This is a genomic window from Bradyrhizobium genosp. SA-4 str. CB756 (genome assembly GCF_000473125.1).
GTDB classification, from domain to species: domain Bacteria; phylum Pseudomonadota; class Alphaproteobacteria; order Rhizobiales; family Xanthobacteraceae; genus Bradyrhizobium; species Bradyrhizobium arachidis.
On sequence record NZ_KI421499.1, the window covers coordinates 4,339,222 to 4,360,423 of the forward strand.

The 21,202-nt window shown below is 65.4% G+C and carries 21 protein-coding genes; 11 read left to right on the forward strand and 10 right to left on the reverse strand.

Annotated features, from left to right (window positions below):
* Positions 1-55 precede the first annotated feature (55 nt).
* The 5 genes from BRAGE_RS0121360 to BRAGE_RS49035 all read left to right on the forward strand — a co-directional run bounded on the left by BRAGE_RS0121360 (position 56) and on the right by BRAGE_RS49035 (position 5,236).
* On the forward strand, positions 56-439 hold the full coding sequence (locus BRAGE_RS0121360; RefSeq protein WP_027559140.1) for a response regulator transcription factor: 384 nt from the start codon (positions 56-58) through the stop codon (positions 437-439).
* Between the two features lie 167 nt (positions 440-606).
* Positions 607-2,448, forward strand: a complete 1,842-nt coding sequence (locus tag BRAGE_RS0121365; protein WP_027559139.1) for an FUSC family protein — start codon at positions 607-609, stop codon at positions 2,446-2,448.
* Between the two features lie 11 nt (positions 2,449-2,459).
* The gene (locus BRAGE_RS0121370; RefSeq protein WP_027559138.1) at positions 2,460-2,663 is read left to right on the forward strand and encodes a DUF1656 domain-containing protein; all 204 of its coding nucleotides are present in this window, start codon (positions 2,460-2,462) and stop codon (positions 2,661-2,663) included.
* 12 nt (positions 2,664-2,675) lie between these two features.
* A complete protein-coding gene (locus tag BRAGE_RS0121375; protein WP_027559137.1) occupies positions 2,676-3,971 on the forward strand; it encodes a biotin/lipoyl-binding protein in 1,296 nt (431 codons plus the stop codon).
* Positions 3,972-4,219: 248 nt separating this feature from the next.
* Entirely contained in the window at positions 4,220-5,236 is a 1,017-nt protein-coding gene (locus tag BRAGE_RS49035; RefSeq protein WP_027559136.1) for a helix-turn-helix domain-containing protein, read from the forward strand.
* Between the two features lie 220 nt (positions 5,237-5,456).
* Here BRAGE_RS49035 and BRAGE_RS0121385 read toward each other — a convergent pair whose 3' ends face one another.
* The 10 genes from BRAGE_RS0121385 to BRAGE_RS0121430 form a co-directional block, all read right to left on the reverse strand.
* Positions 5,457-6,395 carry an acyltransferase domain-containing protein gene (locus BRAGE_RS0121385; RefSeq protein ID WP_027559135.1) on the reverse strand — a complete coding sequence of 313 codons (939 nt, stop codon included), beginning with the start codon at positions 6,393-6,395 and terminating at the stop codon, positions 5,457-5,459.
* A 9-nt stretch (positions 6,396-6,404) separates the two neighbouring features.
* Positions 6,405-7,355, reverse strand: a complete 951-nt coding sequence (locus BRAGE_RS0121390) for an AEC family transporter (RefSeq protein ID WP_027559134.1) — start codon at positions 7,353-7,355, stop codon at positions 6,405-6,407.
* The gene (gene mdcB / locus BRAGE_RS0121395; RefSeq protein WP_027559133.1) at positions 7,352-8,233 is read right to left on the reverse strand and encodes a triphosphoribosyl-dephospho-CoA synthase MdcB; all 882 of its coding nucleotides are present in this window, start codon (positions 8,231-8,233) and stop codon (positions 7,352-7,354) included. The genes BRAGE_RS0121390 and mdcB overlap by 4 nt, the downstream gene beginning before the upstream one ends.
* On the reverse strand, positions 8,230-8,910 hold the full coding sequence (mdcG, locus tag BRAGE_RS0121400; RefSeq protein ID WP_027559132.1) for a malonate decarboxylase holo-[acyl-carrier-protein] synthase: 681 nt from the start codon (positions 8,908-8,910) through the stop codon (positions 8,230-8,232). The genes mdcB and mdcG overlap by 4 nt, the downstream gene beginning before the upstream one ends.
* Positions 8,885-9,607, reverse strand: coding sequence for a biotin-independent malonate decarboxylase subunit gamma (mdcE, locus tag BRAGE_RS0121405; protein ID WP_027559131.1), 723 nt, complete (start codon positions 9,605-9,607; stop codon positions 8,885-8,887). The genes mdcG and mdcE overlap by 26 nt, the downstream gene beginning before the upstream one ends.
* Positions 9,594-10,532, reverse strand: coding sequence for a biotin-independent malonate decarboxylase subunit beta (locus BRAGE_RS0121410; protein ID WP_027559130.1), 939 nt, complete (start codon positions 10,530-10,532; stop codon positions 9,594-9,596). The genes mdcE and BRAGE_RS0121410 overlap by 14 nt, the downstream gene beginning before the upstream one ends.
* On the reverse strand, positions 10,529-10,846 hold the full coding sequence (gene mdcC, locus BRAGE_RS0121415) for a malonate decarboxylase acyl carrier protein (protein WP_027559129.1): 318 nt from the start codon (positions 10,844-10,846) through the stop codon (positions 10,529-10,531). The genes BRAGE_RS0121410 and mdcC overlap by 4 nt, the downstream gene beginning before the upstream one ends.
* Positions 10,847-10,855: 9 nt before the next feature.
* Positions 10,856-12,502: a malonate decarboxylase subunit alpha gene (gene mdcA / locus BRAGE_RS0121420; protein WP_027559128.1), complete on the reverse strand. Its 1,647-nt coding sequence runs from the start codon at positions 12,500-12,502 to the stop codon at positions 10,856-10,858.
* Entirely contained in the window at positions 12,499-12,741 is a 243-nt protein-coding gene (locus tag BRAGE_RS56850; RefSeq protein WP_027559127.1) for a hypothetical protein, read from the reverse strand. The genes mdcA and BRAGE_RS56850 overlap by 4 nt, the downstream gene beginning before the upstream one ends.
* A gap of 98 nt (positions 12,742-12,839) precedes the next feature.
* Positions 12,840-13,625 (reverse strand): alpha/beta hydrolase, encoded by a 786-nt coding sequence (locus BRAGE_RS0121430; protein WP_027559126.1) that lies wholly within the window; start codon positions 13,623-13,625, stop codon positions 12,840-12,842.
* 251 nt (positions 13,626-13,876) lie between these two features.
* Between BRAGE_RS0121430 and BRAGE_RS0121435 the strand changes: the two genes are divergently transcribed.
* From BRAGE_RS0121435 to BRAGE_RS0121460, 6 genes are all read left to right on the forward strand, one after another.
* The gene (locus BRAGE_RS0121435; RefSeq protein WP_027559125.1) at positions 13,877-14,236 is read left to right on the forward strand and encodes a hypothetical protein; all 360 of its coding nucleotides are present in this window, start codon (positions 13,877-13,879) and stop codon (positions 14,234-14,236) included.
* A gap of 228 nt (positions 14,237-14,464) precedes the next feature.
* On the forward strand, positions 14,465-14,875 hold the full coding sequence (locus BRAGE_RS54685; RefSeq protein ID WP_156950869.1) for a hypothetical protein: 411 nt from the start codon (positions 14,465-14,467) through the stop codon (positions 14,873-14,875).
* A gap of 20 nt (positions 14,876-14,895) precedes the next feature.
* Positions 14,896-16,068, forward strand: a complete 1,173-nt coding sequence (locus BRAGE_RS0121445; protein WP_027559123.1) for an efflux RND transporter periplasmic adaptor subunit — start codon at positions 14,896-14,898, stop codon at positions 16,066-16,068.
* Positions 16,065-19,208, forward strand: a complete 3,144-nt coding sequence (locus tag BRAGE_RS0121450) for an efflux RND transporter permease subunit (RefSeq protein ID WP_027559122.1) — start codon at positions 16,065-16,067, stop codon at positions 19,206-19,208. Before BRAGE_RS0121445 ends, BRAGE_RS0121450 begins: the two co-directional genes overlap by 4 nt.
* A complete protein-coding gene (locus BRAGE_RS0121455; RefSeq protein WP_027559121.1) occupies positions 19,195-19,611 on the forward strand; it encodes a thioesterase family protein in 417 nt (138 codons plus the stop codon). Before BRAGE_RS0121450 ends, BRAGE_RS0121455 begins: the two co-directional genes overlap by 14 nt.
* A 95-nt stretch (positions 19,612-19,706) precedes the next feature.
* Positions 19,707-21,200 (forward strand): sensor histidine kinase, encoded by a 1,494-nt coding sequence (locus tag BRAGE_RS0121460; protein ID WP_028146336.1) that lies wholly within the window; start codon positions 19,707-19,709, stop codon positions 21,198-21,200.
* The last annotated feature ends 2 nt before the right edge of the window (positions 21,201-21,202 follow it).

The window sequence follows — 21,202 nt, forward strand, 5'->3', positions numbered from 1 at the left end:
CAACGGGAGATATCCTCCCGGCCTTGCGGAATACCGCGGTCAGGATTGTGCGCGAATGGCCAAAAACCCCGTGATTGCGATTGTGGACGACGATGAAGGCGTTCGCACGTCGCTCGCGAGCCTGGTTCGCTCGCTCGGCTACGAGGCCCACGCCTACGAGTCCGGCGTCGACTTCCTGCAGCATGCGCCGGGAGACGATCCAGCATGCATGATCGCCGACATCCAGATGCCGGTGATCACCGGCGACGAATTGCAGGCACAGTTGATTGCGTCCGGCCGCCGCTTCCCGATCATCTTCATGACCGCATTTCCAAGCGAAAACGTGCGTCAGCGCGTGATGGCGGCCGGCGCGCATTGCTATCTCGGCAAGCCTTCCAGCGGTGACGAGATCATCCGCTGTCTCGAGGACGCGTTGGCAGGCCACGACGCACAACCGTAATCCATCCGCCCGTCTAGCGCGCGACAATCTCGTCCCCAACCAGCCGTGCATTTCGGCAACCGGGTTGTTGGACCGGAAATACCGTCAAGCCCGGCAAACCTCATAGTCAGCGTCGATTTTGTCGAGATCGGCAGGGCGGCACGCTCTGGCGAAATGGATGAGGCACGATGCCAGTAAACGCCGCCAGTGCTGCCGTGCCGCGTCCACTGGTTTTCGCCGGGTTTCCCGCGAGCTCCTGGGCCTTCGCGTTGCGCGTATGGCTGGCGATGACGCTCGCCCTCTATGTCAGCTTCTGGCTCGAGCTGGACTCGCCGTCGTCGTCCGCCCTCACCGTCGCCGTCCTGGCCCTGCCGACACGCGGCCAGGGCATGGAGAAGGCCGGCTACCGGCTGGTCGCAACCGTCATCGGCGTCGTGGCGTCCATCGCGATCGCGGGCCTGTTTTCCCAGACCGACGGTCTCCTGCTCGCGGTGCTCGGCATGTGGGTCGGGCTCTGCGTCTATGTCGCGGGGATGCTGGACGGCAATCGCGCTTATGCGGCGGCGCTGTGCTGCATCACCGTCGCCCTCGTCGCCGTCCAGCAGATCGACACGCCGCTGCAGGTGTTCCCGACCGGCGTCGCACGCGGCGCTGCCATCGGCATCGGCGTTCTCGCGGTGGCGCTCGTGAACGAGGTTCTGGCCGCACCGAACTATCATCCGGTGCTGGCAAGCCGCATCGAGGGGTTGCACGGCCGGGTCACGGGTCTCGCGCAAGCGGCCGGGCATCCCTCCGCAACGGCTGCCGCGAGCCTGCTGCACGACATCGCGGCACTGCGTCCGGAGATCGCCAGCCTCGTAACGGAGTCGAGCACCGGCACGCCGAGAACCGAAGCCGCGCGCTCCGCGCTGGTCGACCTCGTCAGCGCGCTCTCGCTCGGCCGCATGCTTGCAGCGCTCCCCGCCGCTTCCCCGGATAAAGTCGGGCTGATAGCGATGTCCCGATCCTGGCTCCAGGCCGAGATCAGCCGAAAGAACGCGCAGGTGTGCAGCAGCCTCGAAGCGCTGCGTGAAGGGACGCACCCACATCATGCATGGCGCGCGCCGCTCTACCGCTCGCGCCGCATCGCGGCGGAAACCGCCGCACGGGCCGCGATCTCGTTCATGCTGATCGCGCTCTTCTTCGTGCTGACGGGCTGGCCGAGCACCGAGCTCTGCCTCACGCTCGTCGCAGCGATCATCGGCCTCAGCTCAATCTCGCCCGCGCCACGAATCTTTGCGCAGGTAACGGTGACGGCGATGCCGATCGCCTGCGCGCTGGCGGGCATCCTGAAATACCTCGTCTTCAACGGCGTCTCCGAGTTTCAGCTGCTGGCGATCGGTCTTGCGCCTGTCGTCATCGGCCTCGCGCTGCTGATGTCATTGCCGAACCCGATGCTGTCGTCCCTCGGCCGGCTCGTCCTGGTGTTCATGATCGCCGTCCTCGCACCGACCAATCCGCAGAGCTACGACCCCGAGGTGTTCCTGGTGACGAGCCTCTTCGCCTGCATGTCGGCGGTGCTCGTCTTCGCGGCACAGATGCTGCTGCCGCCCCTATCCGGCGACCGGAGGGTGCGGCTGCTGCTGGGAGAGGCCGGGCGCGAGCTGGATCACCTCGGCCGCGGACGAACCCGACACCTCGCGCCGGAAGAAGCCGCGTTTCGCGACGCAGCACGGATCGAACAGATCCTGACCGCAAACGGTGCCTTGCCCCTGGATCGTCAGATCACGGCCAAAGCGATGCGTTGTTTCGACCAGGCCGAGACCTTGCGGCGTTGCTGCGCCGAACTGGACCGACTGCGACAGGGTCCGCTCGCCGGAGCGGCGCGGGACGCGCGCGAGGCTCTCGCCCGGCGCAGCGGCCGCGCCATCCTCGCTTCTGCCGAGGCGCTGCGCCAGGCGGCAGCGCGAAGCAAATTGTCCGCCAATTCGGCCATCGCCATGCTGATTGCAGCGCGCGGCGCATTAGCGCCCTCACAATCTCCAAGCTAGGGCGCACGGCCATGACGAACACCTATCGGGAGCTGGTCGTCGGCGGCGTGCTCATCGCCCCCATTGATTCCTATGCGGTAATCGCGCTGCTCGCGTTCCTGCTGCTCCGCCCGCTGCTGCGCTTCGTCGGATTCGCAAGCTGGTTCAGCAACCCCTCGCTGGCGGAGCTCAGTCTCTACGTCGCGATGTTCGGCTTGCTCGCACTGTTCTTCTAGGGAGAAAGAGTCATGGACGCCGCCCTGCCCCGGGACGCCGCCGCGCGCCGCGGCGAGCCGTCAGTCGAAGTCCAGGCCGATGCCGCCGACAACGTGAACGATTCGGGCGTGCCGGAGACCGTGGCGCACGACACTGGTGATCGCGCGATGGAGAACGGCAGGCCTCAGGAACAGACCACGTCCCCCTCGACGCCGCAGCGCAAAGCGGCGGTCCGCTTCATCCGCGCTGCCGGCAAGCATCTAGCGACCCTGGGGATTGCACTGACCGCAATCGTGATTGCGGCTGCGACGTGGCAGCACTACGTCACGGCGCCCTGGACGCGGAACGGCAGTGTGCGTGTCCAGGTCGCCAACGTCGCGCCGCAGGTTGCCGGCAAGATCGTGGAGCTGCGTGTGGCCGACAACCAGTTCGTCCACAAGGGCGACGTCCTCTACGTCATCGACCCCTTCGACTTCGAGGTGGCTGTCCGCGTCGGCAAGGCCCTGGTCGACCAGCGGGCCGCGGATCTCGTGGTGAAGAAGGCCGAGTTCGACCGGCGCCAGCATCTGTCCGATCTTGCGACGACGCCCGAAGAGCAGCAGATCTATGCAGGCAATGCGGCGCAGGCGAAGGCTGCCTACGAGGCAGCAACGCACCAACTCGCGCAGGCGGAGTTGAACCTGAAGCGCACCAGCGTGGTCAGTCCGGTCGACGGCTATGTCACCAACCTCCTGCTGCGTGCGGGCGATTATGCCGTCACCGGCGTCAGCAACGTTTCCGTCATCGACTCCAACAGCTTCTGGATCGACGGCTATTTCGAGGAGACCAAGATGGCGCGGGTGTGCGTCGGCGATCGCGCCGAAGCGCAACTGGTCGGTTATCCCAGCCCGATACTCGGACATGTGAAGACCGTAACGCGGGGCATCAGCGCGTCGAACGCCGCCACAGGCACGCAAGGCCTGCCCAACGTCGATCCGATCTACACCTGGGTGCGGCTGGCGCAGCGCGTACCGGTCCGCCTCGCCATTGATACGGTTCCGCCGGATGTCCCGCTCGTCTCCGGCATGACAGCGACGGTGACGATCCGGCAGCCGTCCGCGGGCGGTGGCCAAAGCTGGTTCGACCGGTTCCGCGCGAGCTTCGTCGATCCCGTCGTCGATCTGGTCGGCGCGGGACGTCCGCCCCGTCCGGACTGCCTGCAAGCGGCATCGCAGCAGCGCCCCGAGGTGGAAGCGCTTCCCTACACACGCGAGCCCGCGGTTCCGCCGGCAGAGAAGATCGCACCCGGCCTCACGCCCGGTATCGATGCCTCGCCACGCCAACCCTGAATCAGGCGTGTACCCGTCGCCGGACACCGTCCGCGACAACATCCGACCTCACAACGCAACCATCTGATCCCTTTGGTTCAATTGACCTTTTTGCGACATGCGGTCGCACCTATCGCATTTGCAAAATCTAATACCGCTTAAGCTTCCTTAACGAGCCTCGCGGTGAAATCGCACCTATCGTTGAGCATGGACCATTTGCATTCGGCCGCCGCCACGACGGCAGCCGAATCCAAGAGACGGGACAAACAATGCTCACCGATATGCAAGCGGCCGGTGCCTGGTCGACGTATCAACCCAACCGTCGCAACTCCGATTGCCCGCGGGAGACCCGCGCGTTTCCCCTCGAACGAAGGTGGCGGCAGCCCGGCCAACGGACCGGCACTACATCAGACGACATCGCGATCTCGCGCTGGACCTGTGCTCAAACAGGCATAACGCACGAAGAAGCCACGACGCCCATCGACCGCTATTTCTTCGCGATCGCCTTGAAGACGACCCGCGTCAAGCTGACCAGGGGCCGTCACACCATCTTCGACGGTGTCATGCCGGCCGGCTCACTGTATATCGGCGCGCCATCGCAGCAGCTCAGTGCGCAGTTCCAAGCACCGTGCGATTTCCTGCACTTCCATGTCTCGGCCAGCAGTTATTTTCCGCCTCTTCGACCCGGAGCAGGATCTGCCTCGCATGAGGGCCTCAACGACCTGATCCTGCTTCGTGATCCCTTCGCCGAGCAGCTTGCGAAAGCGCTGACCGAACGCGGTCATTCGGCCGACCGCGAATTCGCGCGCTGCATCGGGAAGACGCTGGCCATGCACCTTGCCCGGCGCGAGCTGCCACACGCGAGAGTCAATGCCTTGCCGAAATGGCGGCTGCGGCGCGTCGAGGAATATGTCGGAACACATTTCGACCACTGCATCAGCCTCTCCGAGCTTGCCAAGGTCGCGGGACTGTCGCGGATGCATTTCGCGGCCCAGTTCCGCGCCGCGACCGGATATCGGCCGCGCGAGTATCTGCTGCATCAGCGCATCGAGCGCGCGAAATCGCTGCTATCGAACACCGACACGGCGTTGGCCGAGGTGGCACTGATCGTCGGCTTCTGCACGCAGGCTCATTTCTCGACCGTCTTCAAGCGGATCACGGGTGACACCCCCGCGCGGTGGCGGTGCACCAGCCGGAATGCGTCGGCTTCGTCCAGGCTCACCGGCGCTGATCCGGCTTCGACATCGAAGACGATGTCGCGCGTGTTGCCCGTGGACTTCGCGTGAATCATGCGAAATGGGAAATAGCCGGGGTTCGTGAAATACTTCTGCTGCGGGATCGGCGATGGTGTGCATGTTAGGTGACTGAGACCCCCAAGTCACCGCTCGAGCCTCTCTCCTCCCTGGGCATCCGAGCATTTTGGGGCCGTCCTCCCCCAAAGGACGGCCCCTTTTTTTCGACAACGTAGCGCGATCGACGGCATCACCTGTCCGGAACCGGCCAGCTCTAGGCGCCGAGGTGGTGCGCGATCCAGCCGCGCACGCCCTGCATACTTCTGAAATCATCCAGCGAGCGCGCCGACAGTCCGGTGTCGATGCCCGCAACCATCGCGCTCAGCGCGTGCCCCGGACCGAGCTCGAGAAATCCTGTCGCACCGGCTTCGACGCACGCTTGCAGGCAATCGGCCCATTGCACGGTGTGCGAGATCTGCGCGGCAAGCTTGTCGAGGCCGCTCTCGAGCGAGACGACCGGAGCGGCATCGATCCCGCTCAGAATGCGCCCGCCGGTCCTGGGCGGGAACACCACCGGCACGCTACCCAGGACTTCACGAAATACGGCGGAGGCTCCGGCGAGCCGCCTGGTGTGCGAGGCGACCTCGACCGGCAACACGACGATCCTTGCAGCGTGCATCGCCCGCGCTTCTGCGGCAATCCCGTCCAGCGCCTCACGCCCACCGCCGATGACAAAGGCATCGCCCGGATTAACAATGGCGATCGCGGCATCGTAGCGCTCGCAAAGGCGATCGAGCTCTTCTCGCCGAAGACCGCGGACGAAGATCAGCCCGTCGCCGGCACGCGTGGCTGCATCCATGGCCTCCGCACGGCGTACCACGAGATCGAGCGCGACGGTCGCATCGAACAGGCCGCCGATGCTCCAGGCCGCGATCTCGCCGACGCTGTAACCGGCAATGATCACACCGCATGGGATGGCATCGCCGAGCGCGGCTGCAGCGGCCAGCGCCTGCACGGTACACAGAATCTGACCGGCGCGGTTGCGATGCAGTGCCTCGTCGGGCTCTGTGCCGACGAAATCGCGCGGATCCTTGCCGCCCAGCGATGCCGCGGCGTGTGCAAACAGGTGCGCGGCTTCCGGCGCATCGCCAGTGAGGGCGAACATCTCCCGGTGCTGCCCGCCCTGTCCCGAGCACAGAATCGCGAGCGTCATGGTCGCTGCCTAACGAGGAAAGAGCATTGCGATCGCAACCGCCAGGGTCACGACGCTGAACCCGGTGCTGGCGATGACCATGGAGCCGACCGTCGCGGAGTCCAGCCGGTAATTGACGGCAAACAAAATGCCGAAGAAGCCAGAAGGCAATGCCGCGAGCAGAATTGCCGTCTTCGCGACATCGGGTGCGAGGTGAAAGCCGTAGACGATTGCGACGGCCAGCAGTGGACGCATGACGTCCGCTGCTCCCGTTGCGGCAACCACTCTCCAATCGAGGCGAAGCGACTGGGCCGACAGAACGAGACCGGTCAGGAACAGGGCAACGCCTGCAGCCGCGTTCCCGATCAGAGTGAGACAGGCATGGACAAGTGGATCGAGAGTCATGCCGGACAACGAGAACACCACGCCGAGCGCGGGTGCCCACACCACCGGCTTGGCGAGCGCGCGCCGCACGGCGGTCAGAACCGGCCGCGATGGCGCATCGCCGCCGCGGGTCTTGGCGGTGCTCATCTCCACGATCACGAGCGTCAGGGGGCTGACCAGGATCGAGCCGGTTGCGAGCGCAACGGCGACCGGGACGACGCCGGCCGGCCCGAGCACGGTCGACAGGATCGGCAGACCGACGCCGGCAAGATTTGGAAAACCGACCGTCAGAGCCTGCACCGACGCGTCGGACCTCGTCACTGCAAAGAAGCTGCGCTCGAACCAGTACCAGGCGAGATAGATGACCACCATCGTCACGCCGAACACGAGAAAGACCGGAGCTTGCCCGGTGATCCCAACCCGTGGGGCCGATGCGGTCGCGGCGAACAGCGAGGCCGGCAGGGCGAAATCCATCACCAGCGCATTGAGGCCTTCGACGTGACCGTTGTCGACGATGCGGGCCTTGCCTGCAACGAACCCCAGCAGCAGGACGAAAAACACCGGCACCAGCGCCATCAAGATGACGTTCGACGTCATGGGTTCAGCCCCTCATGGGCGCCGACGAAGAGCGTCATTGCGAGCAGGTCGGCCGATCCACCAGGGCTGAGACGACGGGCGACGAAGCTGTCGTGGATCGATTGTGCGCGGGCGCGCCAGCCGGTCATACGAACGCCGCCTGACGCGATGAAGCGACGCGCCGCATCACGCGCAAAGCTAAGGCCATCGAGCCCGCCGCGATGCAGGAGGTTGGTGTCCTCGACGGATGCGATCAGGGCGAAGCACGCCTCGACCCGCGGGGCTTCCGTATCTTCCGCCACGACAGGCGCCGCTCTTCGCAGGGCCGGCAAACCGATCCGGTAGACGCTGGGAAATCCGCTCGCGGCCTCGAGGCGCGCGCCGCCGGCGCGAAAGCGGCGGCGAGCCGCGCTGCCATGGCTGTGCAGCAGCACCGGACCGTCGAGAATGCTGTCGCCCCACAGGCGCGTCACGACATCGCCGAGCGCAAGCCCGGGATCGACCACACCGCCGGCCTTCGCGCCGGCTGCCGCGCAGAGCAGACCGAGCCCGAAGATCGCGCCGCGGTGCGTGTTGACGTTCGAGGTCGCCGCGAACATCGCGCGCTCCGCCTCCAGGCCGATGATCCGCAGCCGCCCCATACCGCAGCCGAGCGCGCCCGCATCGGCAAGGCGCTGCAGATAAGGCCGGATCGCCGCGGCGCTGCGACGGAACGTGCCGGCATCCATGTCGTCGTGACTGCCATTGTCGACGTGGCTCACAAGCCCCGGCTTCGGCCAGGTTTCCAGCTCCTTGACGAGGCAATCGGCCGCGAGGTCGCCGATTGCGGAGACATCGAACCCAATTCGCGCCTGGCGCGGGGTAAGCGGTTCAGCGCCTCGCAAGGCTGCGGTGATCATGATCCCGTCGCTCCCGAAATGAACCGGTCCCTGCCGAGCAGGGTCACGCCCTCGATGCTCTTGACCAGAAGCTCGCGCGCACCGGCATGGAATTCGCGCCAGTTCACCGCGGCGCCATCGGCGCGCATCAGCTCGCCATCCAGCCGCATCGGCGCTTCGATCTCGATCGCAGCCAGATCGGCGACGAGACGATCAAGATCGGTTTCGGGGCGAATCTCGAACAGGAGGTCGAGATCCGAGCGGGCGGTTACGTAGTCAAGCCCAGTCAGCGCCTCCCATGCGAGGCTGCCGAACACGCGCGCGTGCACCGAATGGCGAAGCGCGAGGTCGTCGAGCCGATCGAGCGTAGGCCGCCAGCATTGCGGAGCGGATGCACGCGCTTCCCGCAGCGAGGGCGGCCTCGCGATCGCGACGATGTCGTCGAGGCCGGCGAGAAGGGAGAGCCGCTTCTTGCCGGCAGAGGGAGGCAAAGGCAGACCCAATGCGAGGCCGGTCGTCTCGCAGGGCAGCGCGCGCCGCCTGATTGTCGGCCATCCCAGCTCCGCCCAGTGCAAAACGAGGGGATCGCACGCGAGATCGCCATGCGGAAAGAGCAGCGCGCGCCATCCTTCCGGGCGGACAAAGACGAGGTCGTGACGACCTGCGGGCCGGTCAACGTGCTTGCAGGGCGAGGTCACGAACACGCTCCGCGATATCGGCGGCCTTCAGCCGGCCACCACGCGCCTTGCCGAGCGCATCCCGCCCGTCCCGCGCGGCCGGCATGTCGGCCAGCAACGCCTCCAGCTGATCGGCGAGCGAGGCGGCATGGCTCCACGTCATGTGGACGGCGCCCATCTGCGCGAGATTGGACAGGCCCGGAGCGAACACCGGTGTCGATCTCGCCTTCTCCTCCAGCGCTTCCATCGACAGTTTGGTGACCTTCGCCATCGACGGCAGGTCCATCACCGCAGGATCAGCGCCGGGCAACCCCACCAGCACGCGGGTCGCAAGTCCGGTCGCAAGCAGCGCGCCTGCCGCCGAGTGACCGTAGAGAAGCCCGATGGTCGGGCGGCCGTTCATGTCCGCGTGGATCAACACCTTCGCCAGGTGCGCGAGAAATTCGTTCAGGCCGAGCAGCTCGTCGCGCTTGCTCATGCGCTGGCTGTCGCTGTCGACGAGCACCAGGATCGGACCGCTGTACCGGTCGATCGACTTGAGCACATGGCCGGACAGTCTGATCGCCTCGTCAACGCCGAGCGCGGTCCGGTCAGCGACGCCGAGGACGAGCATATTTGCGCCGGATCGTAGCGTCGCCGAACCGAGCAGCACGCCCTTGTCGTTCCTGACCTCATGTCCGTCGGGGAAGAGCGCAGTGATGATGTCATCGAGCGTCACGGCTGGTCCTCCCGATCCTGTCGGCGAGCGCAATGAACTGATCGGCCGGCAGTTCCGGAACCGTTTCGGCATGCGCGATGCCTTCCGCCGTCCAGATATCGACGGCATCGGCGCAGGCACCGAAGCGGCGCAACCGGTCGGCAAGCCGCCCCTGCTCCGCCTTCAGGCTGTCGAGACCGAACGGACCGACCAGGCTCAGCAGCTCCAGCGCGGCCTCGCGGAAATCCTGCACATTGTCGTCGGCAAAGACGTCGGCGGCGCCGAGCAGCCGGCGATGCTTGCCGCCCATGGTGCGCCAGACCAGCGCACGGTCGCGGGAATCGAACTCCTCGACGCCGCGATTGGTCTCGATCACTTCGGGGCCCGACACCGCGATGCGCCCGGACTCCGAGACGGCGAGCGCCGAGCAGCAGCCTGCGATCAAGCCGCCGCCACCATAGCATCCGGACCTGCCGCCGATCAGGCCGATGACCGTCACGCCGGCGCTGCGCGCCTCCATCACCGCGCGCATGATCTCGGCGATCGCGAGCTCGCCGGCATTGGCTTCCTGCAACCGCACGCCGCCGGTATCGAACAGGATCAGGACGGGGATCGAGCCGATCTGGTGCGCCGCGCGGAGCAATCCCGTCAGCTTGGCGCCGTGCACCTCGCCGAAGGCACCACCCATAAAGCGGCCCTCCTGTGCGGCGACGAACACGAGCGATCCGTCAAGCCGGCCGTGGCCGACGACGATGCCGTCGTCGAACTGCTCGGGAAGATCGAATATCTTCAAGTGCGGACTGACCTCGCGCTGCTCCGGCCCGATGAATTCGACGAAGCTGCCGGCATCGAGCAGCAGCTCCAGCCGGGTGCGGGCCGACGCCTCATAGAAGCTGGTGCTGCGGGCGCGTTCGGCCGGGGTGATGTCCTTGAGCGGTGCAGTCATCGGCCGTCCTCCGCGATCAATCGCACCGCCTGCGCCAGCCGGAGCGAGACCGTGTCGGGCCGCGCGCCGCCGTCGTTGATCGAGAATCTCAGCCCGCCAGGCGAATAGCGCTCGACGAAATCGCCGATCACGGCGGTCCACACCTCACCGAAGCCCGTAGCCGCGGTCTTGATGTCGAGGGCGCATTCCACATCCGACAGGACGCGCTCCACCAGCACCTCCAGATTGCCCGAGGCGACCACGCCGACAATCGCGCTCTTCCTGGTGCCGCCGGCCGGTGCGCGAACCCTGTGCTGAAACCTGAGATCTTCCATAGACCGTCCTCACCAATTCCTGAATTTCGAGGGCGGCGCGTAGAGGCCGCCGGACCAGCGCACGAGATCCTTGATCGACCGCGCCGCCAGCATGCTGCGATCCGCATCGAGCGGGTTGATCCCGAGATCCTCCGGGCGGCGGATCACCCCGCGCTCGCGCAGCCGTGCAATCACGCCGTGGTCCCGCCGACGGCCAACATCGGTGTAGCCCGCAACACCGCGGATGGCCTGCTCGCGCTCCTGCGCGGTGCGGCACAGCAGGAGGTTGGCCACGCCCTCCTCGGTGACGATATGCGTGACGTCGTCGCCGTAGATCATGATCGGCGCGAGCTCGAGGTTCAGCTTCTCCGCGAGCTCGATGGCGTCGAGCTTCTCGACGAACAGCGGCACGTTCTTGTCGCCGAACGTCTCGCCGATCTGCACGACCAGCTTGCGGCCGCGGCGGATCAATGCGGAGCCGTCAGGATCGGCCTCGGCTCCCGCTTTCAGCCAGGGCTCGCTCGGATGACGCCGCCCGCGGGCATCCGCTCCCATGTTCGGCGCACCGCCGAACCCGGCAATGCGCGAGGCGGTGACGGTCGATGAATTTCCCTGCAGATCGATCTGCAAGGTGGAGCCGATGAACATGTCGCAGGCATAGAGACCGGCGGTCTGGCAGAAGGCGCGATTGGAGCGCAGCGAGCCGTCGGGGCCGGTGAAGTACACGTCGGATCGCGCGCGGATGTAGTCGTCCATTCCCACTTCCGAGCCGAACGAATGGATCTGCCGAACCCAGCCGGATTCGATCGCCGGAATGAGCGCTGGATGCGGGTTCAAAGCGAAATGGGTTGCGATCCTTCCCTTCAGTCCCAATCGTTCACCGAAGGTCGGCAGCAGCAGCTCGATCGCGGCCGTGCTGAAGCCGATGCCGTGATTGAGCCGCTGCACGCCATAGGGCGCATAGATGCCCTTGATCGCGAGCATCGCGGTCAGGATCTGCCCTTCCGTGATCGCGGCCGGATCGCGCGTGAACAGCGGCTCGACGAAGAACGGCTTGTCGGACTTGACGATGAAGTGGACGCGATCCGCCGGGATGTCGACCCGCGGCACCGTCTCGACGATCTCGTTGACCTGCGCGATCACGATGCCGTCCTTGAAGGCGGTGGCCTCCACCACGGTCGGCGTGTCCTCGGTGTTCGGACCGGTGTAGAGATTGCCCTCGCGGTCGGCGCTGACGGCGGCGATCAAGGCGACGTGCGGCGTCAAGTCGATGAAGTAGCGGGCGAACAATTCGAGATAGGTGTGGACCGCGCCGAGCTCGATCTTGCCGCCGAACAGCATGCGGGCGATGCGCGCCGATTGTGGTCCGGAATAGGCATAATCGAGGCGCTTGGCGACGCCGCGGTCGAACAGGTCCAGATGCTCTGCAAGAACGACGCCGGACTGCACCATGTGCAGATCGTTGACCCTGGTGAGATCGACGGCGAGCAGCGCGCGGCTGAGCAGATCGGCCTGCTTCTGGTTGTCACCCTCGAGGCAAACCCGGTCGCCCGGCCTGATCACCGCCTCCAGCAGCCGCGTGGCATCGTGCGCCGCCACGAGCTTGCCGCGCGCGAGCCCGGCGCCGGCCGCGATGCGCGCATCGCGCGCGGCGCGGTTGTTCTGCCAGCTCGTCATGACTTCTGTTCCTTCGCGGCATTGGCTCCGCTCCAGAGCGACACGGGATTGGCGCGATCGGGATAGAGCTCCAGCATCGCCTCATAGAGCTCGCGCGGCGATGCCGTTGCCTCGGTCGAGGAATTCGCGACCCACATCAGGTCCGGATTGCCGGACGGCAAGTCGCGGCTCAAACCGGGGCGCTTCACCGTCATCACGCTCCAGTTCAGGACGGTGCTGCTCTTCTCGATCACGGTCATGGAATTCTCCGGAGTGGACAGTCGGACCGGCGGGAGTGCTGTCGCTCCCGCCGTCCTTCCTTCTGCCGGCCGTGCGTCAGAACCGGCAAAATACGTCGTCAGCGCGTGGCCGGCTGCTGAACACTGCGCGCAGCGCGGGCGATGACAGCCGCCACTTCCTTCGGATGCGACTCGTAGACGGAGTGGCTGGCACCCGGGATCACGGTAGTCTGGCTTTTGGCGCGCTCGTAGTACCAGCGCTCGAGATCGGGATTGATGATCTGGTCGCCGCCGGCAACGATGCCCCAGCTCGGCTTGGTCTTCCACGCGGCCGCGGTCAGCGGCGTGCTGAACACCTGAGTCGCGGCCAGAACCTGGGAGCGCGCAACGAACTCGGCGCGCTCGCGCGGCAGATCGGGCGCGAACAGTTTCGGGAATTGCACGGGATCGAGATAGGTGAACTTGTCTGGCGTGACCTTGATGACGCCTTCGGTCTTGCCGAGCACGCTCGGTGTCTTCTTGCCGAGCGCCGATTCATCCTCGCCAACGTCCGGAGCGTGTGCGGCGACGTAGACGAGGCCGACGACGTTGGGATGGACGCCGGCTTCGGTGATGATCGAACCGCCATAGCTATGACCGACGAGGAGCGTCGGGCCGTCCTGCAGATCAAGAATGCGCTTCGCCGCCGTGACGTCGTCGGCAAACGAGGTTTCGGGCTCCTGCACCATGGTCACGCGGAAGCCTTCCTTGGTCAGGATCTCGTAGACGGGCTTCCAGCCCGACGCATCGACCCAGGCGCCGTGCACCAGGACGATGTTCTTCAGGGATTCCGCGCGCGCCGGGGTGACGGTCGCGAACAGGGAGAGAGCGGCGGCGATGGCGAGGCCAGCGTTGAGGTGTTTCATGTCGGGATCACTCCGGGTTGGAATGACGCGACACTAGGTTCGACGCCCGCTCGCGTATTTCGGCAAACAACGGCCGTTGCCACTTCGCACGCCGGCACGTGTCCCGCCGCAGCTCTGATCCCGCTCGCGTCCGGCTTTCTCTGACGGCACGACCTCCTGCGCATGCGGAGCGGCAGGCGTTCGTACGCGAAAGACGGCGTGTATCGGTTCTGTCATTCGAGACAGGTGTTCGAGCACCGAGAGGATCGACAATGACATCGAATTCACTCATCCGGATTGCAGCTATCATTATTATCCTCCTGGAAGCGGCAGCCCCGGTTCGTGCGGCGTCCTGCAAGGACTCGATCTGGCGTGTCCAGGCGCAGCTGGACGCGGCCATCGAGAAGAATGCCGGCGCACATGGCTGGGGCCCGGAAAGTCTCGATGCGCTGCGCAGTTATCAGCCCACACCACGATCGCTGGCGGAGGCCGAAGGCCCGAGCGGAGCGCATCTTCGGCTCGCGCTCGATGCCCTCGATCGCGCGCGCGCCGCGGACCGTTCCAAGGACATTGCGAGGTGCCGCCGGGAGCTGTCCGAGGCAACGCTGCTGCTTCAGAAGCAGCCACAATGAGGGAGATCCCTCCCGACCGTGCGGGCAGACAGCCAGACGTGCGTTCAGGGAATACCAGTGCGCCGGCCGCTTCCTATCGTCCCGCGCAAGTGAAAGACTCCGGAGCAGCCCATGCGAGAACAGCTCTCATCGAACAGATCCAGATACCGCCCGTCTGCATCGATGCATCTGCGCGTGGCGCTCGCGGCTAGCTGGATATGGCTGATCCCGGCTGCAGCAAATGCGCAAATGACGCTGCCGACGACGCAGCCCCCCGTCGGCATGTCCGCGACCTCGCCGCTCAACCTCGGCTCGACGCGGCCTGAAGGCATTCCGTTAGGCTCGACCGAAATCGCAACGCCAGGCGTATCCCCGATCAATCCTTCGCTGGGCATGACGAACTGCCCCGTCTCGGGCAATACCGGATCATCGGGAGCCCTGTTCGATGGCGGCGGCCTCTCCGGAAGCCCGTCGCTCGCCTGCCAGAGCGGCACCACGACGCCATCGGCATTGCCTCCCCCGACATCCACGGTCGGTCGTGTCGGGATTCCGCTCGGGTCCACCGAGCTCGGCGGCGCCGGAACAAGTCCGTTCGTGCCGGTGCCCGGCCCCACGTCCATGAGCAGCACACCCCCAATCGACGGCTCCGGCAATCCCTGAGATCACCAAGGAGCATCACCGTGAAGCGGACCCTCACCATTGCATGCTTTGCTCTCGCCGCGATCCTGATCGGCGGAGCCCTCTGGTTCTTCAGTAACGATCAGAAGCCGGCCGTCGCGGCCGCGCCGGTACCCGTCGCCGTGCCGGTGGTCGCGGCCACCGTCACCGGCAAGGACGTCCCGATCTATCTGCGTGGCATCGGCACGGTGATTGCCTACAACACCGACGTCGTGCGCAGCCAGATTCAGGGGCAGATCGTCAAGATCGCCTTCACCGAGGGACAGACCGTCAAGACCGGCGATCTGCTCGCCCAGATCGACCCACGGCCCTATGAAGCACAGATCGAGCAGCTGACGGCCAATCGCGACAGAGACCAGGCGCAGCTCGCGAACGCCGTGGCCAATCTTTCACGCTACAATCAGCTTGGCGACAAGGGCTATGCGACCCCGCAACTGATCGAGACGCAGACGGCGCAGGTGGCGCAGCTCAAGGCCGCCGTGAAGGCGGACCAGGCCCAGATCGACGAGGCCAATGTCCAGCTCAGCTACACGCGCCTGACGTCGGCGATTCCCGGCATCACCGGCGTTCGCCAGATCGATGTCGGCAACGTGATCCATCCGACAGACCCGAACGGTCTCGTCGTCGTCACACAGATCGAGCCGATCTCGCTGCTGTTCACCCTGCCGCAGACCGACCTGCCCGTCATCCAGCAGCACGCAGCACAGGGAGAGCTGAAGGTCATCGCCTACAGCCAGGACAACAAGGTGAAGCTCGACGAAGGCACGCTGCTGCTGGTCAACAACGAGATCGCGGGAACGACCGGCACCGTCCAGCTCAAGGCGGTGTTCCCGAACCATGAGCATCGGCTGTGGCCGGGCCAGTTGGTGAACGCGCGCCTGCTGCTCGAGATTCAGAAGAACGCGCTCACTGTCGCCGGCTCCGCCGTACAGCAGGGGCCGAACGGCAGCTATGTCTATGTCGTATCTCCCGACCACACCGCGGCCTTGCGTTCCGTTCACGTCGCGCAGATCAGCGATGGCCAGGCCCTGATCGACCACGGGCTGAAATCCGGCGAGGTCGTCGTGGTCGACGGCCAGTATCGGTTGACTGAAGGCAGCCGCGTTCGCGAACTGCACGGCAAGGCCGCGCAGGAAGCCGACCTGCAGAGCGCCGTGCAGGATGCGATTCCATGAACCTCTCCGCGCCCTTCATCCTGCGGCCGATCGCAACCGCCCTGCTGATGGCCGGCCTGTTGCTGCTCGGCCTTGCGGCCTATCCGCTGCTGCCGGTCGGAGCGCTACCGAACGTCAATTACCCGACGATCCAGATCTCGGCGCAATTGCCCGGCGCCGATCCGGGCACCATCGCCTCGTCGCTCGCAACCCCGCTCGAGCAGCAGCTCAGCCAGATCCCCGGCATTACGCAGCTCACCTCCTCCAGTGCGCTCGGCGTTGCCCAGCTTACGGTGCAATTCGAGCTGTCGCGCACGGTGGACAGCGCGGCGGTGGACGTGCTGGCCGCAATCAACGCCGCCAGCCCCTTCCTGCCGCCGAACATCCCCTACCCGCCGACGATCAGGAAGGTGAATCCGGCGGAGACGCCGATCATGCTGATCGCGCTGACGTCGGACTCGCTGCCGCTGACGACGGTGGATGCCTATGCGGAAAACATCCTGCTGCCGAAGATTTCCCAGGTGCCCGGCGTCGGCCTGGTCGGCATCGGCGGACAACAGAAGCCGGCCATCCGCATCCGCGTCAATCCGCAGGCGCTCGCCGCTCGCGGCATCGGCCTCGAAGATGTCCGCAACGTCATCGCCGGCGCCAATGTCGACCTGCCCAAGGGCACGCTCAACAGCCCACGCGTCACCTACACGCTGAACACCAACGACCAGCTGCTGAAACCCTCCGCCTACGAAGACCTTATCATTGCCTATCGCAACGGCTCGCCGGTGCGCCTGCGCGATATCGGCTCGGCGATCGAGGCGCCCGAAAACGACCTCCTGGCCGGCTGGTACGGCAAAGATCCCGCCATCATCCTCGCCGTTCAGCGCGTTCCCGGCGCCAACGTCATCGAGACGGTCGACCGCATCAAGAAGCTGCTGCCGCAGCTCCAGGCCTCGGTTCCACCGGCAATCAAGGTAACGATCGCCGCGGATCGCACAGCCACCATCCGCGCGGCCGTCTCCGACGTGCAATTCACGCTGATGCTGACGGTCGCCCTGGTGGTGATGGTCATCTTCCTGTTCCTGCGGAATTTCTGGGCCACGGTGATCCCGGCGATCACGGTTCCGCTGGCGCTGATCGGGACGTTCGCGGTCCTCTATGTGCTCGGCTACAGTCTCGACAATCTCTCGCTGATGGCTTTGTCGATCGCGGTCGGCTTCGTGGTCGACGATGCCGTCGTCGTCATCGAGAACATCGTGCGCCATCTCGAGCAGGGGATGACGCCGCTGGAGGCAGCCCTCAAGGGCTCCGCCGAGATCGGCTTCACGATCGTCTCCATTACCCTGTCGCTGATCGCGGTCTTCATCCCGCTGTTCCTGATGGGCGGCTATGTCGGCAAGCTGTTCCAGGAATTCGCCGTCACGATCACCGCCTCGCTGCTGCTGTCGCTGGTCATCTCGCTGACCCTGACGCCGATGATGTGCGCGCGCCTGCTGAAAGATGATTCACGAAGGAAACACGGCCGGGTCTACCTCCTGTTCGAGCGCGGCTTCGATGCCCTTCTTGCGCTCTACGCGCGGGGCTTGCGCGTGGTGCTGCGGCATCGCTTCGTGACGCTGCTCGTGATGCTCTCAACCATCGCGTTGACCGGCTACCTCTACGTGATCATCCCCAAGGGTTTCTTTCCGCAACAGGACACCGGGCAGATCGTCGGCATCACCGAGGCGGCCCAGGACATCTCCTTCCCCGCAATGTCGGAACGTCAGCAGGCGATCGTCGACATCCTGTCGAAGGATCCCGCGATCCAGTCAGTGGCAAGCTATATCGGCCCGGGAGGCCCGACCGCGACGCTCAACCAGGGCCGCATCTTCATCGTGCTGAAGCCGAAGCCCGAGCGCAAGGCGAGCGCCGACCAGATCATCAACCGGCTGCGTCCGCGTCTCGCCCACATCCAGGGCATCACGCTGTACATGCAGGCAGCGCAGGACATCACGATCGGCGCACGCCTGTCGAAGACGCAGTATCAATTCACCCTGACGGACGCCGATTCCAACGAGCTCAACCACTGGTCGGCGATATTCCTGGAGAAGCTCCGCGCGCTGGACCTCATCAGCGACGTCGCGAGCGACCAGGCCAATGCCGGGCCACGGCTGGAAGTCACCGTCAATCGTGAGGTCGCCTCCAGCTTCGGCATCCTGCCGACGACGATCGACAACACGCTCGACGACGCCTTCGGCCAGCGCATCGTCTCCACCATGTTCACCTCGCTGAACCAGTACCATGTCGTGATGGAGGTCGATCCGCGCTTCCAGTACGGGCCCGAAGCGCTCAAGGATATCTACCTGAACTCGGCCAGCGGCCAGCAGGTCCCGCTCAGCACGCTGGTTCACAGCGTCATCAAACCCGCGCCGATCCTGATCAATCACCAGAGCCTGTTTCCCTCGGTGACGATCTCGTTCAACCTGAAGCCCGGCGTCGCGCTGGGTGATGCGGTGACGGCGATCCAGAAGATCGAGAAGGACACCGGCAAGCCCGCCTCGCTGTCGACCTCGTTCCAGGGCAACGCCCAGGCCTTCCAGTCCTCCCTGCGTGGCACGCCGCTCTTGATCGGCGCGGCGCTAATCGTGATCTACATCATCCTCGGCGTTCTCTATGAGAGCCTGATCCACCCCATTACGATCCTGTCGACGCTACCCTCGGCCGGCATCGGCGCACTATTGCTGCTGCTCGCGGTCCACATGGATCTGAGCGTCATCGCCATCATCGGCATCATCCTCTTGATCGGCATCGTCAAGAAGAACGGCATCATGCTGGTCGACTTCGCGCTCGAGGTGGAGCGGCAGCACGGGCTTAGCCCGGAAGAGGCGATCTACCAGGCCTGCACGCTGCGCTTCCGCCCGATCCTGATGACGACGATGGCCGCGCTGCTCGGCGGCGTGCCGCTGATGATCGGCTCGGGCACCGGCGCGGAGCTGCGCCAGCCGCTCGGCTATACCATCGTCGGCGGCCTGATGCTGTCGCAGGTCCTGACGCTCTACACCACGCCCGTGGTCTATCTCTATCTCGACCGGCTCGGCAATTGGCTCACCGGCCGCAAGCCGCACGCAGCCGAGACATCCGCTCCATCCGCGACCGAAGCGAAGACGGGATTGAGCCATGAATCCGCTTGAGAAGGTAAAGACCGGCATGACGGCAGAAAAGCTGGTGACCGTCACACCGGAGATGACGGTCGGCCATGTAGTGCCGGGCATGCCCGCCGTCTACGGCACACCCATGATGATCCTGCACATGGAGATGGCCGCGGGATCGGCGGTTCAGCCGCTGCTGCCCGCGGGTCATGTCAGCGTCGGCATGATGGTCAATATCCGCCATCTGGCGGCAACGCCGGTCGGCCGCACGGTGCGCGCGGTCGCGCGGGTCGTCGCGATCGAGGCCAGGAGCATTCTGTTCGAGGTCGAGGCCTGGGATGGCGACCGCAAGATCGGCGACGGCACCCACCGCCGTGGGGTCGTTGATGTCGCCGAGTTTGAGCGGCGCTTCGGCGTGACAGTATCCGTGGCCGAGATAGCCTAAAGTCGCACACGGCCCGGTGGTAGCTTCGTGCGTTTTGGCAAAGTGCCTCCGAAAACGCAAAAGACCGCCCCTCTACGGCAAGGTAGACCGTCCGCATGACGCTCGAACGCCTGGATGGCTCTAACCCCGTACAGCCCCAGCGATGGTGGCAGCGTGTGCTGCCGATCCAGACAATACAGGATCGGATTCTGCTGTGGGCTTGGGGTAGCCTTGTTTTGACCCTGCTGTCCTTCGCCTGTTCACTGCTTGGCGACAATTTCACGGCGATCGCTTTCGCCGCTTTTCTGGCCGCTTCGCTGACGCTCGTCGGCGCCATCATGGATATCACGGCCCTGAAGAAGGCTCACGCTGAGCTGGAGCGGAGCGAGCTGCGCTACCGCCATCTGTTCAGCCGGATGCCGATCGCATTCCGGCAGCTCGACGCCAGCAGGCTGGTCGCGCTGTTTCGAAAGCTGCGCGCCGAGGGCGTCAAGGATCTCGGCGCCTATTTCGACAGCCATCCCGAGTTTCTGCGGACCTGCATGGACGCGCTCTCGTTTCAGGAGGCCAACGAACGGGCCATCCAGATGTTCGGGGGAGGCGCGGAAGGCTATGTCGGACGTTCCCTGGCCGACAGCTGGAAGGAACGCCCCGACACGTTCCGGCGCGCGATGGAATCCCGCTATCGCGGCGAGACGAACTTCGAGGAAGAGACCAGGATGGTCACATGGGACGGCCGCGTCGTCGACGTTCTCTTCACGACCGCCCGCGTCGGCCCCATCAACGATCTCGAGGTCAGCCTGGTCGGCACCATCGACATCTCGCAACGCGTTCGCGCCCAGCAGAAGCTCCAGCAGGTACAGGCCGAGTTTGCGCATGCAGCGCGGGTCTCGATGCTTGGCGAGCTCACTGCCTCGATCGCGCACGAAGTCAATCAGCCCCTCGCCGCCATCGCCACCAACGGCGCCGCCGGGCTGCGGTGGCTGAACAGGCCGGTGCCCGATATCGGCGAGATCCGCAAGACCATCGAAAACATCGTCGTGGATACTCAACGCGCCGCCAAGATCGTGGCACGCGTTCACGGCATGGCCTCCCGGAAAGCCCCCGAGCAGGCATTCCTGCCATTCGACGAGATCATTCGCGAAGCGCTTCTGTTCCTGGGGCACGAGCTCGAATCCCGCAGCGTCGCGATCCTGCACCGGCCTGAGCCGGCCGCGCCGCAGGTGTTCGGCGACCGCACCCAGCTGCAGCAGGTGATCGTCAATCTGGCCATCAACGCGGTGCAGGCGATGACACAAGCCGGATATGACGATCGCAGGATCGTCATCAGCACGGTCGCGCAGGATGCATCCACGCTGTGCTGCTCCGTGGAGGACAACGGCCCCGGCATCGCCAGCGAACATCTCGGACGGCTCTTTGAAAGCTTCTTCACGACCAAGGAGAGCGGCATGGGCATGGGACTGCCGATCTGCCGGTCGATCGTCGAAGCACATGGCGGCCGGATCGGCGCAGAGGCAAGCGCCGCGCAGGGCGGCGCCCGTTTCTGGTTCACCCTGCCGATCTCCATCGCGGCGGATCCGCCGCGGTCCGATCTCGGTGTGGATGCCTGACC

What these genes read in the sequence shown, in the direction of transcription:
- BRAGE_RS0121360 (WP_027559140.1), top strand. Translation starts at nt 56, where the DNA reads ATGGCCAAAAACCCCGTGATTGCGATTGTGGACGACGATGAAGGCGTT.
- BRAGE_RS0121365 (WP_027559139.1), top strand. Translation starts at nt 607, where the DNA reads ATGCCAGTAAACGCCGCCAGTGCTGCCGTGCCGCGTCCACTGGTTTTC.
- BRAGE_RS0121370 (WP_027559138.1), top strand. Translation starts at nt 2,460, where the DNA reads ATGACGAACACCTATCGGGAGCTGGTCGTCGGCGGCGTGCTCATCGCC.
- BRAGE_RS0121375 (WP_027559137.1), top strand. Translation starts at nt 2,676, where the DNA reads ATGGACGCCGCCCTGCCCCGGGACGCCGCCGCGCGCCGCGGCGAGCCG.
- BRAGE_RS49035 (WP_027559136.1), top strand. Translation starts at nt 4,220, where the DNA reads ATGCTCACCGATATGCAAGCGGCCGGTGCCTGGTCGACGTATCAACCC.
- BRAGE_RS0121385 (WP_027559135.1), bottom strand. Translation starts at nt 6,395, where the DNA reads ATGACGCTCGCGATTCTGTGCTCGGGACAGGGCGGGCAGCACCGGGAG.
- BRAGE_RS0121390 (WP_027559134.1), bottom strand. Translation starts at nt 7,355, where the DNA reads ATGACGTCGAACGTCATCTTGATGGCGCTGGTGCCGGTGTTTTTCGTC.
- mdcB (WP_027559133.1), bottom strand. Translation starts at nt 8,233, where the DNA reads ATGATCACCGCAGCCTTGCGAGGCGCTGAACCGCTTACCCCGCGCCAG.
- BRAGE_RS0121410 (WP_027559130.1), bottom strand. Translation starts at nt 10,532, where the DNA reads ATGACTGCACCGCTCAAGGACATCACCCCGGCCGAACGCGCCCGCAGC.
- mdcC (WP_027559129.1), bottom strand. Translation starts at nt 10,846, where the DNA reads ATGGAAGATCTCAGGTTTCAGCACAGGGTTCGCGCACCGGCCGGCGGC.
- mdcA (WP_027559128.1), bottom strand. Translation starts at nt 12,502, where the DNA reads ATGACGAGCTGGCAGAACAACCGCGCCGCGCGCGATGCGCGCATCGCG.
- BRAGE_RS56850 (WP_027559127.1), bottom strand. Translation starts at nt 12,741, where the DNA reads ATGACCGTGATCGAGAAGAGCAGCACCGTCCTGAACTGGAGCGTGATG.
- BRAGE_RS0121430 (WP_027559126.1), bottom strand. Translation starts at nt 13,625, where the DNA reads ATGAAACACCTCAACGCTGGCCTCGCCATCGCCGCCGCTCTCTCCCTG.
- BRAGE_RS0121435 (WP_027559125.1), top strand. Translation starts at nt 13,877, where the DNA reads ATGACATCGAATTCACTCATCCGGATTGCAGCTATCATTATTATCCTC.
- BRAGE_RS54685 (WP_156950869.1), top strand. Translation starts at nt 14,465, where the DNA reads ATGACGCTGCCGACGACGCAGCCCCCCGTCGGCATGTCCGCGACCTCG.
- BRAGE_RS0121450 (WP_027559122.1), top strand. Translation starts at nt 16,065, where the DNA reads ATGAACCTCTCCGCGCCCTTCATCCTGCGGCCGATCGCAACCGCCCTG.
- BRAGE_RS0121455 (WP_027559121.1), top strand. Translation starts at nt 19,195, where the DNA reads ATGAATCCGCTTGAGAAGGTAAAGACCGGCATGACGGCAGAAAAGCTG.
- BRAGE_RS0121460 (WP_028146336.1), top strand. Translation starts at nt 19,707, where the DNA reads ATGACGCTCGAACGCCTGGATGGCTCTAACCCCGTACAGCCCCAGCGA.